Below are 13496 nucleotides of genomic sequence, written 5' to 3' on the forward strand. Positions count from 1 at the left end.
TTCAAAAATCAGGGAATAAAACAATGGTGCGTCAATGGTTTTTACTTCTATTTCGTCCAGGATTAGCTATAGCTGCAACTCTACTACTCGGCGCAACTGTTGCCCCAGCGAGTTCAGCCCAGGAGATGGAAAAGTTATCAGGATTAACCGGAATTGGAGAAAGTTTTATGGCACAGAATCGGAGTAGTGTAGAGGGGAGTGCAGAGGGGAGTGCAGAGGGCGATCGGCTTTACGAAGAAGGATTGCAACTATTTCAACAAGGGACAGTAGAATCGTTACTTCAAGCCTTGCAAAAGTGGGATACGGCACGCCAACAGTATCGCGACGCAGGCGATACAGCAAGTGAAGCAGCCACCGTGCTACAAATGGGTCGAATTTACTCTGCCCTGGGAGACCAGCAAACGGGCCTGGACTACTACAACCAATCTTTGCGCTTATTCTGGCAAGTGGGGGACCTAGCAGGGGAAGCAGTGACCCTCAACAATATTGGTCTGGTTTACTCCCAGTTGGGAGACAAGCAAACCGCCCTAGACTACTACAACCAATCCTTGTTCCTGAGACGGCAAGTGGGGGACCTAGCAGGGGAAGCGTTTAACCTCAACAATATTGGACGGGTTTACGACGACCTGGGAGACAAGCAAACCGCCCTAGACTACTACAACCAATCCTTGTCCCTGTCTCAGCAAGTGGGGGATAAGGCAACCGAAGCGGGTATCCTCACCAATATTGGCGGGGTTTACTCCCAGTTGGGAGACAACCAAACGGCCCTACACTACTACAAGCAATCCTTACCTCTAACACGGCAAGTGGGGAATAGGGGGGTAGAAACAGCAACCCTCTCCAGTATTGGCGGGGTTTACTCCCAGTTGGGAGACAAGCAAACGGCCTTAGACTACTTCAACCAATCTTTGCTCCTATTGCGGCAAGTGGGGGACAAGAGAGGCGAAGCGATTATCCTCTCCAGTATCGGCCTGGTTTACTCCCAGTTGGGAGACAAGCAAAGCGCCCTAGACTACTTCAACCAATCCTTGCCTCTAACACGGCAAGTGGGGGATAAGGCAAACGAAGCGAGAACTCTCAACAATATTGGCCGGGTTTACTCCGACTTGGGAGACAAGCAAACGGCCCTAGACTACTACAACCAATCTTTGCCCCTAAGACGGCAAGTGGGGGATAAAGCAGGGGAAGCGGTTACCCTCTCCAGTATTAGCTCGGTTTACTCGAAGTTAGGAGAGGTGCAAACAGCCCTGGACTACTACAACCAATCTTTACTCCTATTCCGGCAAGTGAGGAATAAAGCAGGGGAAGCAGCTACTCTCAACGCTCTGGGTTTGGTTTACTTTGACTTGGGAGACAAGCAAACGGCCCTAGACTACTTCAACCAATCCTTGCCCCTGTCACGGCAAGTTGGGGATAAGGCAAGCGAAGCCACTACCCTCAACAATATTGGCGGGGTTTACTCCGACTTGGGAGACAAGCAAACGGCGCTTGACTACTACAACCAATCTTTGCCCCTGTCACGGCAAGTGGGGGATAAAGCAAGCGAAGCTGTTATCCTCTCCAACCTTGCTTTAGCCAAGCGCAGTCAAGGCAACCTCACGGAAGCCCTAACGGACATCGAAGCAGCTATTACTATTATCGAAGAACTCCGCACCAAAATCGACAGCGAAAAACTGCGCCAGTCTTACTTTGCCCAAAATCAAGATGAATACGAATTCTACATCGACCTGCTGATGGAACTGCACCAGCAAAATCCAGATAAAGGACATGACAAACAAGCCTTTAATGCCAGCGAACGCGCCCGCGCTCGCACGTTGTTAGAAATTCTCGCTGAAGCCAATGCTGATATCCGCAGTGGGATTGACCCTGAACTGAGGGAGAAGGAATTCAACCTACAGCAGCGCATCAATGCCACGGAATCTCGGCGCATGGAGTTATTCTCTGGGGAACATACCCCAGAACAAGCCAATGCTTTAAAACAAGAACTTGATACTTTGTTACGGCAACTGGATGAATTAAGGGCAGAAATTCGCCGCACTAGCCCCCGTTATGCTGCCCTGACTCAACCTCAACCCCTGACTTCTGAACAGATTCAGCAGCAGGTTCTTGATAAGGATACTTTGCTCTTACAATATTCCCTGGGCAAAGACCGCAGTTTCCTGTGGGCAGTCACTTCGGACAGTTTAGAGGTGTACGAACTCCCCCCTCGATCGCAAATTGAGGAACTCGCAGAACAATTTTATCGGTTAATGCAAAATCCCGAGTATCGAGGTGAGAGTCGCAATATTACGGTGTCTCCTAACATTCCTCAAATTAATGCCTCTGCTACCCAACTCAGTCAGATGTTGCTGTCTCCAGTTGCCGATAAATTGCGTGGGAAGCGGTTGTTAGTGGTTCCCGATGGGGTGTTGAATTTTATCCCCTTTGCTGCATTACCGACTCCGGGACAAGGGGATGAGTTGACGCCGTTGTTGGTGAATCATGAGATTATCAATCTACCTTCCTCCTCGACTTTAGCGATTTTGCGCCAACAAGATGCGGGACGGCAATTAGCCTCAAAAACGGTGGCGTTGATTGCGGACCCCGTTTTTGAACCGGATGATAGAAGGGTGACGGGACAAACTGCGGTGAAGGCATCGGATTTGAGTCGGATTGTGGTAAATCGTTCTGCAGAGACGATTATTGGGCGTCCGATTCCTGCATTGCCGGGGACTCGTCAGGAAGCGGAGGCGATTTTGGCGTTAGTCCCTGGGGGTGGGGCGATGTCGGCGTTTGATTTTGATGCCTCTCGCGCTACGGTGGCGAATACGGATTTAACTCAGTATCAGATGGTGCATTTTGCTACTCATGGGTTTGTGAGTAGCAGTAATCCGGAGTTGTCTGGGGTGGTGTTATCTCTGGTGGATGAGCAAGGGAATGGAGTGGATGGGTTTTTGCGTCTGCATGACATTTTTAATCTCCAGTTGAATGCTCAGGTGGTGGTGCTTTCCGCTTGTCAAACGGGACTGGGAGACTCGATTCGCGGTGAGGGGTTGGTGGGGTTGACTCGGGGGTTTATGTATGCCGGGACGCCTCGGTTGGTGGTGTCGTTATGGAGTGTGGATGACAAGGCAACCGCAGGGTTGATGTCGAAGTTTTATGGGAAGTTGCTCTCACAAGACTTGACTCCGGCGCAAGCGTTGCGGGAGGCGCAGTTGGAGATGTTGGCAAGTGAGGAGTGGCAGTCTCCCTATTTTTGGGCGGCGTTTACTTTGCAGGGGGAATGGCGATGAGGAATCTCACGTTTTCCGGTCTGTCCCCTCCCACCGGGTCATGTTCGGGAGAAAAGTGGAGTCATTGCTACCGAGATTTGTGCGAAATCCAACGGGGGTGATGAGTCCTAAACTAACCCCATGAATCTGGGGTAATGGGTTTTAAAAACCGCCTGACTGTTGATTGAATTGTGCTATCTCTTAGGGTCATTAATCGGAGTTCACTATGTCTAGAGTCAAAGTCTATCGCCCGTACCAACCCTCTCCCGAACCTAACCCGGACTCAGTGTTTTGGGTGTTTTATTTAGCGGCTATTGTTTTTGGGGGAATGGTGACCTGGATGGCAGTGCGATCGCATTTTAATGTAAAAGACTACCAACAGGGTTATGAAGCCTACAAAACCGAAAACTGTGCAGCGGCAATTCCTCATTTTAAGCGGATCACTTCTCGCTGGCTTCCCGTGGATATCAATCAAATCGCGCATCGTTCCGAAACCCGACTCAATAAATGTGAAGCCTACCAAAAAGCTCTGACTTACGAGGAAAAAGGTCATCTAGTTTCGAGCCTGATTACTTATCATAGTATCTTGGCTCGTCATCCCAATACCGAACTGAGCCCCACCATCCAGAAAAAAGCCTCTGAACTGTTTACTCAGACGGAAATCACTCAACTCACTGACCCGAAACTCTGTAACGAGTTAGAATTCTTTCGACGCCATCAACTTGTTGAACAGATTCCTCAGAAATTACCCCTCTTATACCAAGCCTGCGCCAATCAATATCAAACCCAGGGGGAATACAGTCAGGCGGTTGTCTTCTCTGAACGATTTCTTAAAGCCTATCCTCAACATCCCCTTCAGCCAGAAATCAGACAACTTTTAGCCCAATCTCTAATCGCTGAAGCCCAACAACAAGGGGCGGGAATTATCTCTCAACCCTCTTCTACTGGCTACACCGATAGCAGCTATACCGTGGTCCAGATTCAGAACAAATCCCCCATGCGAATGCAAATAGTCTTCAGTGGACCGGAAACCCGCATCGAAGAACTAGAACCCTGTTTTGAATGTGAAAAACCTACCAAAAATGAACCCGAATTTTGTGGAGGACTCGGCCCGATCGGACGCTACAGGCTTCCCCCCGGAGACTACAAAATCGTCGTTAAATCCGCAGACAAACATCGAGTTAATCCTTTCCGGGGCGATTGGACCTTACAATCCGGAAACACTTACTCAGAGTGTTTTCATCTTGTCCCCAATCCGGTGAATCCACAGCCACAGCAAAAGCCAGAGATGGAGTTATTAACGCCTTTGGCAGGGGAACAGCGATCGCTTTCTGCTTTAAAGTTTTAATTTTCGACTAATTCCCAAAACAATTCAGTTTATTGTTCTCCCCATTCAACTCAAAAATCAGGAATCAAAACAATGGTGCGTCAAGCGTTATTACTTCTATCTCGGCCAGGATTAGCAATAGTCGCCACTCTGCTGCTGGGGTCAACTGTTGTCCCAACAAGTTCAGCCCAGGAGATGGAACGGTTATCAGAATTAACCGGAATTGGAGAGAGTTGGATCGCGCAGAATAGTAGTAGTGCAGAGGGTAGTGCAGAGGGCGATCGGTTGTTGCAAGAAGGATTGCAGCTATTTCGACAAGGGACAGCCGAATCGTTACTACAAGCCCTGCAAAAGTGGGAAGCGGCACGCCAAGCCTATCACGCCGCAGGCGATGCAGCAAGGGAAGCAGCCGTCCTGGTGGGAATGGGTCGAATTTACTCCGCCCTGGGAGACAAGCAAACGGCCCTGGACTACTTCAACCAATCGTTAACTCTATCACGGCAAGTGTGGGATAAGGCAACCGAAGCGGCTATCCTGAATAATATAGGCCAGGTTTACTCCGCCTTGGAAGATAAGCAAACTGCCCTGGACTACTTGAACCAATCCTTAACTGTATCTCGGCAGGTGGGGGATATCCGTGGGGAAGCAACTACCCTCAACATTATTGGCGGGGTTTACTCCGAGTTGGGAGACAAGCAGATCGCCCTAGACTACTATAACCAATCTTTGCCCCTCTTCCGGCAAGTGGACGACCTATCGTGGGAAGTGACAACCCTCAACAATATTGGTATGGTTTACTCCGAGTTGGGAGATAAGCAAACAGCCCTGGATTACTTGAACCAATCTTTGCCCCTATCCCAGAAAGTGGGGGATATGGCACAGGAAGCCAGAATCCTCAACAATATTGGCGGGGTTTACTCCCAGTTGGGAGACAAGCAAACGGCCCTAGACTACTACAACCAATCTTTGCCCTTATCCCAGCAAGTGGGGGACAAGATAGGGGAAGCCAATACCCTCAACAATATTGGCCGGGTTTACGACGACCTGGGAGACAAACAGACTGCCCTAGATTACTACAACCAATCTTTGCCCCTGTCTCGGCAAGTGGGGGACAAGATAGGGGAAGCGACAACCCTCAACAATATTGGCAAGGTTTACGATGAGTTGGGAGACAAGCAAACCGCCCTAGACTACTACAACCAATCTTTGCCCCTATCCCAGCAAGTGGGGGACAAGATAGGGGAAGCGACAACCCTCAACAATATTGGTACGGTTTACGAAGCCTTAGGAGACAACCAAACTGCCCTAGACTCCTTCAACCAATCCTTGCCCCTGTCTCGGCAAGTGGGGGATAAGACACAGGAAGCAGTTACCCTAAATAATATTGGCCTGGTTTACTATAATCTGGGAGACAACCAAGCGGCCCTAGACTACTTTAACCAATCTGTGCCCATATTACGGCAAATTGGGGATAAGGGAAGTGAAGCGCTTAGCCTCTCCAATCTCGCTGTCATCAAACGCACTCAAAGCAACCTCACGGAAGCTCTCACCGACATGGAAGCAGCGATCGCCATTATCGAAGACCTCCGTACCAAAATCGACAGCGAAAAACTGCGTCAGTCTTACTTTGCTCAAAATCAGGCCCACTACGAATTGTACATCGACCTGCTGATGCAACTGCACCAGCAAAATCCCGGTAAAGGATATGACAAACAAGCCTTTAATGCCAGCGAACGCGCCCGCGCTCGCACGTTGTTAGAAATTCTGGCTGAAGCCAATGCTGATATCCGCAGTGGGATTGACCCTGAACTGCGGGAGAAGGAAATCAATTTACAGCAGCGCATCAATGCCACGGAATCTCGGCGTATGGAGTTATTCTCGGGACAACATACCCCGGAACAAGCCAATGTACTCAAACAAGAAATGGATACCTTGTTGCGGCAACTGGATGAATTAAGGGCGGAAATTCGCCGCACTAGCCCCCGCTATGCTGCCCTGACTCAACCTCAACCCCTGACTTATGAACAAGTTCAGCAGCAGGTTCTTGATAATGATACTTTGCTCTTACAATATTCCTTGGGCGAAGACCGTAGTTTCCTCTGGGCGGTGACTCTGGACAGTGTAGAGGTGTACGAACTCCCCCCGCGTGCTGAAATTGAGGAACTGGGAGAACAATTTTATCGGTTAATGCAAAATCCCGAGTATCGAGGTGAGAGTCGCAATATCACCGTGTCTCCCAACATTCCTCAAATCAATGCCTCTGCTACCCAACTCAGTCAGATGTTGTTGTCACCAGTTGCCGATAAATTGGCTGGGAAACGGTTAGTAGTGGTTCCGGATGGGGTGTTGAATTTCATCCCATTTGCTGCATTACCCACTCCGGGACAAAGGGATGAGTTGACGCCATTGTTGGTGAATCATGAGATTATCAATCTACCTTCCTCCTCGACTTTAGCAATTCTGCGTCAACAAGATGCAGGGCGAATCATGGCACCGAAAACGGTGGTTTTGATTGCGGACCCGGTGTTTGAACTAGATGATAGACGGGTTACGGAACAAACTGCGGTTAAGGCATCAGATTTGGGTCGGATTGTAGTAAATCGTTCTGCGGAGACGATTATTGGGCGTCCGATTCCTGCATTGCCGGGAACTCGTCAGGAAGCGGAGGCGATTTTGGCGTTAGTGCCTGGGGGTGGGGCGATGTCGGCGTTTGATTTTGATGCCTCTCGCGCTACGGTGGCGAATACGGATCTAACTCAGTATCAAATGGTACATTTTGCTACTCACGGGTTTGTGAGTAGTAGCAATCCGGAGTTGTCTGGGGTGGTGTTATCTCTGGTGGATGAGCAAGGGAATGGAGTGGATGGGTTTTTGCGCCTGCATGACATTTTTAATCTCCAGTTGAATGCTCAGGTGGTGGTGCTTTCCGCTTGTCAAACGGGACTGGGAGACTCGATTCGCGGTGAGGGGTTGGTGGGGTTGACTCGCGGGTTTATGTATGCGGGGACTCCTCGGTTGGTGGTGTCGTTATGGAATGTGGATGACAATGCAACTGCCGGGTTGATGTCGAAGTTTTATGGGAAAATGCTCTCCCAAAACCTGACTCCGACCCAAGCGTTGCGGGAGGCGCAGTTGGAGATGTTGGCAAGTGAGGAGTGGAAGTCTCCCTATTTTTGGGCAGCGTTTACGTTGCAGGGGGAATGGAAGTGAGGGATATGCGTTAAGTGAGGTAGGAGGCAGAGCCTCCAAGAGAGCATTCCCAGGCTCTGCCAGGGAACGAGGATAAAGAACGACTGAAGTCGTTACTACTAACTTAAGAGCAAGAAACGACTGAAGTCGTTACTACTAACTTAAGAGCAAGAAACGACTGAAGTCGTTACTACTAACTTAAGAGCAAGAAACGACTGAAGTCGTTACTACTAACTTGGAGAATCGGGGAAGGGTTAAACCGATCGCCGGTTATTAAACAATCCCAGTAACGGACCTAACACTGCACCGACGATGAATCCGCCCGCGTGCGCCCAATAGGCAATCCCGCCACTTTCCATGCCAATATTGGTTTGTTGGGCGAGTCCGGCAATGCCGTACAAGGCTTGCTGGAAAAACCAAAACCCGAGAAAGAACACTGCCGGAATCCGGAAAGTAGTCAGGAAAAATCCCAAGGGAATGAGGGTGAGAATTTTGGATTTAGGATAGCGCAGAATGTAAGCCCCCATCACCCCAGCGATCGCCCCAGATGCCCCTAACGAGGGAATCGTTGAATCCATCGAAAAAAACCACTGGGCTAAAACGGCTAAAGCGCCACAGGCTAAATAAAAAATGATGTATTTGATATGCCCTAAGCAGTCCTCAACGTTATTTCCAAAAATCCACAAAAACAACATATTCCCACCGAGGTGTAACCAACCCCCATGTAGAAACTGAGAACTAAACAGGGTAATCCATTCCGGAATCGCGCTAGGGGTCGGTTGTCCGGCAAAACTGGCGGAGAGTTGTTGGGGAACTACAGCCCACTCTTGCAAAAACCCATCGAGTTGTCCCTGGGATTGTAAAGAAATTTCATACAAAAAGACCAAAATATTAACAACAATTAGGCCATAAGTGACATAAGGGGTAATTTCCGTCGGCGTTTCATCATGTAAAGGAACCACAGATTTTATCTTGCTTTTTTCAAACGGTTTGGGACCACCATAACAAATCTCGGGACGATCGCCAAATAACCCGAGGCAGAGATCGCCGCAAAAAACCCCTCCGGCAGCCAGAGGGGTTTGATCTCAAAGGGCAGAAATTGCCCAAATCCGAAAGCCTAAGTCTCAACCGACTTTCAGGGCGAGGCTCATCCTTGGGGATAAGTCAAGCAATCTACCAGCCTTTTTCAGCTTGTTCGAGAACGTAAGTCGCGACATCTTCGATTTGAGCGTCACTCAAACGGCCCCCAAAAGCAGGCATAGCATTCTTGCCATTCTTGACCTGATTGGTGATGGCGTCAATAGAATTCATGGCGTACTGCTCTAGGGCATCTTTTTTCAGGGTTTTGTTGGCCATGATCACGTTATTCCCACCCATGTGGCAAGCGGCACAGTTGGCACTAAAGATTTTGGCACCACTGGCGGCATCTCCAGCGAAGGCGGGAGGCACGAAGGCAACGCTCAGGACGGCGATCGCCAGCAAAACGATGGATAATAGTCGCTTCAAAGTAGTTCTCCTCTATTCAACTCAGAATTTTCAGTCAAAAAGTATTTTATCCCGGTTCGTTAACATCCAACGCGATATGCCCAAACGATTCGGTGATGTTTTTCGTAAATTCCCCAACTGAGGCGATCGCTGGACCCCCTAACCCTAGCCCCCATTGCCTCCACAACCCGGTCGAGCGCTCTGGGGGAAAACCCTTTACAGTAGAGGGAAAGTCGGCAATTTAGCTCCCCTCCGACATCCTCTTGCCCGGACTGCACCGGGACACAACCCATCAGGATTGGGCATTCGTCCTTTACACTGAAGGGTGATGGGGAGATTTAACAAAAAGATGTAGCTGAAATGTTTGTGTCTTCTCTTAGACAAGCGATCAATCCCCAACCCATCACCACCACGGCAGATACCAGTGTAGAAGCCGTGATCGCGTTGATGAGTCGGGCCAGAACCAGTGGTGTCCTCATCCTAGACTCTCAGGGAGGAAACGGGACTCAACGGGAGCAGTTAATCGGGATTTTTACAGAACGGGATGTGGTCCGAATGATTGCAGCCTCTCAAGAAATTAAAGGGGTGGCGATCGGCGAGGTGATGACAAAAAATGTCCTCACCCTGACCGAATCCTTAACCGAAGATCAAGATATCGTCACCGTCCTGACCCTATTTCGCCAACATCGAATTCGCCATCTTCCCGTATTTGATGCGAATGGCACCCTCATGGGTATCCTCACCCAACAGGGGATCCGCACGGTCCTCAAACCGATTGATTTCATGCGTCTGCGGCGAGTGGCGGAAGTGATGATCACTCGGGTGATTCATGCCCCCATCTCGACCCCAGCGATCAATATTGCCAAACTCATGGCAATTTATAACGTCAGTTGCGTCGTGATCGCTCAAGCGGATCCCCAGGAATTAACGCCCCTCGATTCAAACTGGGGGGTTTGGTCCGCAGATAGCTGTCAAATCAAACCTGTTCGTCCCGTGGGTATCATCACCGAACGGGATATGTTACAGTTTTGCAATCTTGAACTGGACCTAGAGCGCCTCAGAGCCGCGACGGTGATGAGTGCGCCCTTATTTCCGATCGCCCCGGTTGCTTCCTTGTGGGAAGCTCATCAGCAGATGCAACGGCGGCGGGTGCATCGCTTGGTCGTGATCGGAAATGAGGGGGAACTCGGGGGAATTATCACCCAAACCAGTTTGTTGCAAGCCTTAGACCCGATGGAAATGTATGCGGAGATTGAGGTCTTACAGGAATTATTGCAACAATCGGAATCAGAACGAGAAGCCCTGCTCAAGCAACTAATTGCTCGGAATAAATTACTCGAATCTCTGGCCCTGACCGATGAGTTGACCGGGTTACCCAACCGCAGGGCGATGGAACAGGCGCTGCCTCAGATGCTGCCCCATTCGGCGGCGCAGGAGAAGTCGGTCTATAGCGACTATATTTGCCTGTTTGCCATTGATGTGGATTTTTTTAAACGGGTGAATGATACTTATGGTCATCCCACCGGAGATGAAGTGCTCAAAGAAATTGCGGCGCGGTTGCAAAGACGGGCCCGGGCGAATAGTTGGTTTTATCGCTATGGGGGGGAGGAATTTATTTGTTTAACCGTGGGGATTGGACCGGAAACGGCTTGGGAATATGGGGAAGAGTTGCGAGAGGCGATCGCCCAGGAACCGTTCATCACTGCCGAAGGGGTCCAAATTCCCTTGACTATTAGCATTGGCGGGGCGACTGCCCCACTTTCGGGGATAACCGCTGCCGGGGTCCAAATCGGACAAGACCCCCAGGCTTTATTGGAGTTTGCCGATCGCGCCTTATATCAAGCCAAACGAGAGGGCCGCAATCGGGTGCAGTTCTGTCCTTATTCGGAAATCCTCTGCAAATTCGACCCTAACCCTCTCGATGCTCGGTAATGGCCTTAACCTGTAAACTCTTTGGTCCCCCAACCCGGTGCTTTTTGAGCCGCCCGGATAATAAAGGCTGCCATATTTTCTACCTGGTCCGTCGGCAGCCAAGTCTCTGAGACCTCTCGACACCAGTAGATGTCCTCGCTGCCGTCATAACTCATTGGGGAACGCATATAGGCGACGAGCCCTTCGAGATTATTCCGGGGGGGGGTCGCGCCGCTGAGGTCCTCTAGGGACAGAGACACCACCGGATAGGGCAAAGTCGCCCCTCCGACATGACAGTTCAGGCAATGTTGTTTAAATAACTCTTTGCCTTCATGCAACGCCTCCGGGGAAAATAAGCGGGTTTCTCCTTGCTGATTGATTTCGATGGGCACAGGCTCGGTGACTTTCAAATAGCGGCGCAAATAGAGGTCAACCGAGTCGGCTTGTGCCGGTAATGTGAAAGTCATAAAACCCAGGCTGATGACGACGATCGCCACCACTGAGCGGATTAAAAATTTTGGCAACATTAGCACTTGACTTGGGGTGCAGTTTAATCGCGAATTCTGGTCCTGGATTTCCACAGGTGATGAGTCGGGAATCCTTCAAGGGATAAGTACAGGCGGGGTTAGAAACTCTCCCGCTGACTCCGATAACACAGACAACGGTTGGGTTCAAGGCTGTGCATAGAGCGTTTTGGGGTTTGGAGAATCACGCTCTTGTCGATCGCCTCTCATCGGGGAGAGGGATGGCCGATCGCTGACTTCCCAATCCCCAAAACGCCCGTTTGCACTGGAGTCCTTCCGTTACAACATCCGTGAGGCCCGGTCGAGTCTGAATCCAGTCTGTAACCGATGGTCCGATTTAGCGGTAGGCTTTACCACCACCCCATTGGATGCCTTGGATTTTAGGCTGAATGAGGATGTGTCCGGCGATCGCGAACAGATCGTCCTCGGTCAGATTTCTCATCTCCGCGAAAATATCCGCACTCTTAATGCTGGGGTGTAATTCGGAAATGTCCGTCTCCCCGTCATAGCTCGTCGGATTTTTCATGTAATCGATTAACCCTTCAATCGTATCTCGTCGAGGAGTGGCAAAGGCCAAATCTTCTTGGCTCAAACTCACGTTGAAGTCGGTTTTGGTCACCCCACCGGCATGGCATTTGGAGCAGGTATCGTTAAATACCCGTTTGCCTCGTTCAACTTGTTGCAAGCTCAAGACGATGGTCTCGCCACTGTCGTTTAAGGGTACGGTGCGGATCCCGCGATCGAGTTCCACTGCCGTGGCATTCCCGACAAATATTTGAAAGGTGAAGAATACAGTGGCTACAGCCAGCCAGATGCATCTTTTCAGCATGGTTTTCCTCAAAAAAAAGCGGATATGGTATTGAACGCTAAACACAGCTCAGGCTTTGATTAGCTCGGTTACTCACGGGTTCGGAACTCTTCCTATGTCCATCGAATCCTTTCAAAATGCTTCCCTCGCCCTCGGGTCACGACTTGACCCGTTAGCGCGTTTGTGCATGATTTAGGCTCGATGTCAAGGGTGTTATACCAAATCCGGTTGGTAAAAGTCGATTTTCTCTTCAGCCGGCGTCGGCAGGCTTCGTCCGTGTAGCCCCGCCCTTGAGGGCGTGGGTTTTTATAGACCTTTGAGAACCGGATTCCGTATTAGTTCGCGATCGCCCGGTAAACTGCCGAACTCGCCTGGGGTCCCGTCATTCGCCGCTAATCTGGGTTCGCATCGGCGATCGCACGGTTAAAACTCGCTCAAACACAGTCCGATCCAGAATTCTCCTGGGAATTGTCGTGAATCTTACTCAAAATTGCCTTGGCATCCTCCAACGCCAAACGGGTTTGAGGACTTTTATAAGCAACCCTGAGCTCATCGCACCACCGCAGGACCTCCTCAATCGGGAGATTATAGTCTTGAGCAATTTCCGAAATCGACAAGTCAGCGAAACCCATAATTTTTGGCAGACAGGTCAACATTAAGCCATTTTCAATATCATTATCATGCCAGTAAGTGGCACTTTCTAAAAATTGCATTTTTGCTGACCGGATGGATGATGCTCTCATCGGTGGAACACCCACCACCACTCCGGCAATCTCTCGGGAATTTTTCAATTCTTCTTTCCCTAAGTCTCTCTACAATCTTTAATAAATTCCCTACAAATTAGGTATTTCTTACCTTTGACTTTTGCTAAATTTTATGCTTATCCCCCTTTTCAGGCAAGGGACTGGATTGCCAAAGGACTTAGGGGATTGCAAAAAATAAAATCTCTAAAACGTTCGTAGTGACGGATCAACGGAGTAGCCCCGTGAATGTAGGGGCGC

General features: G+C 49.9%; 9 protein-coding genes. 4 read left to right on the forward strand and 5 right to left on the reverse strand.

From position 1 onward, the window contains the following. The first annotated feature begins 23 nt into the window (after positions 1 to 23). The 3 genes from NG833_RS24495 (at position 24) to NG833_RS24505 (ending at position 7788) form a co-directional block, all read left to right on the forward strand. Positions 24 to 3272 (forward strand): tetratricopeptide repeat protein, encoded by a 3249-nt coding sequence (locus tag NG833_RS24495; RefSeq protein WP_254567891.1) that lies wholly within the window; start codon positions 24 to 26, stop codon positions 3270 to 3272. A 205-nt stretch (positions 3273 to 3477) separates the two neighbouring features. Then, positions 3478 to 4599, forward strand: a complete 1122-nt coding sequence (locus tag NG833_RS24500; protein ID WP_254567892.1) for an outer membrane protein assembly factor BamD — start codon at positions 3478 to 3480, stop codon at positions 4597 to 4599. A 72-nt stretch (positions 4600 to 4671) separates the two neighbouring features. Further along, entirely contained in the window at positions 4672 to 7788 is a 3117-nt protein-coding gene (locus tag NG833_RS24505; protein ID WP_254567893.1) for a tetratricopeptide repeat protein, read from the forward strand. A 233-nt stretch (positions 7789 to 8021) separates the two neighbouring features. Here the strand turns inward: NG833_RS24505 and NG833_RS24510 are convergent, their stop codons facing one another. Beyond that, complete coding sequence (locus NG833_RS24510) at positions 8022 to 8729, reverse strand: rhomboid family intramembrane serine protease (RefSeq protein ID WP_254567894.1); 708 nt, start codon at positions 8727 to 8729, stop codon at positions 8022 to 8024. A 211-nt stretch (positions 8730 to 8940) separates the two neighbouring features. Beyond that, positions 8941 to 9273 (reverse strand): cytochrome c6 PetJ, encoded by a 333-nt coding sequence (petJ, locus tag NG833_RS24515; RefSeq protein WP_254567895.1) that lies wholly within the window; start codon positions 9271 to 9273, stop codon positions 8941 to 8943. A gap of 345 nt (positions 9274 to 9618) precedes the next feature. Between petJ and NG833_RS24520 the strand changes: the two genes are divergently transcribed. Further along, entirely contained in the window at positions 9619 to 11184 is a 1566-nt protein-coding gene (locus NG833_RS24520) for a diguanylate cyclase (protein WP_254567896.1), read from the forward strand. A gap of 5 nt (positions 11185 to 11189) precedes the next feature. On the opposite strand, the gene psbV2 is transcribed toward NG833_RS24520, so the two are convergent. The 3 genes from psbV2 to NG833_RS31040 form a co-directional block, all read right to left on the reverse strand. Further along, on the reverse strand, positions 11190 to 11690 hold the full coding sequence (psbV2, locus tag NG833_RS24525) for a photosystem II cytochrome PsbV2 (RefSeq protein WP_254567897.1): 501 nt from the start codon (positions 11688 to 11690) through the stop codon (positions 11190 to 11192). 334 nt (positions 11691 to 12024) lie between these two features. Beyond that, positions 12025 to 12516 carry a photosystem II cytochrome c-550 gene (psbV, locus tag NG833_RS24530; protein WP_254567898.1) on the reverse strand — a complete coding sequence of 164 codons (492 nt, stop codon included), beginning with the start codon at positions 12514 to 12516 and terminating at the stop codon, positions 12025 to 12027. A gap of 413 nt (positions 12517 to 12929) precedes the next feature. Beyond that, positions 12930 to 13286: a hypothetical protein gene (locus NG833_RS31040; protein ID WP_375293947.1), complete on the reverse strand. Its 357-nt coding sequence runs from the start codon at positions 13284 to 13286 to the stop codon at positions 12930 to 12932. Positions 13287 to 13496: the final 210 nt, after the last annotated feature.

The sequence above is a fragment of the Oscillatoria sp. HE19RPO genome, from assembly GCF_024220515.1.
In the GTDB taxonomy this organism is placed as follows: Bacteria; Cyanobacteriota; Cyanobacteriia; order Cyanobacteriales; family Laspinemataceae; genus Laspinema.

Coding starts and splice junctions, on each gene's coding strand:
- NG833_RS24495 (WP_254567891.1), top strand. CDS start 24: ATGGTGCGTCAATGGTTTTTACTTCTATTTCGTCCAGGATTAGCTATA.
- NG833_RS24500 (WP_254567892.1), top strand. CDS start 3,478: ATGTCTAGAGTCAAAGTCTATCGCCCGTACCAACCCTCTCCCGAACCT.
- NG833_RS24505 (WP_254567893.1), top strand. CDS start 4,672: ATGGTGCGTCAAGCGTTATTACTTCTATCTCGGCCAGGATTAGCAATA.
- psbV2 (WP_254567897.1), bottom strand. CDS start 11,690: ATGTTGCCAAAATTTTTAATCCGCTCAGTGGTGGCGATCGTCGTCATC.
- psbV (WP_254567898.1), bottom strand. CDS start 12,516: ATGCTGAAAAGATGCATCTGGCTGGCTGTAGCCACTGTATTCTTCACC.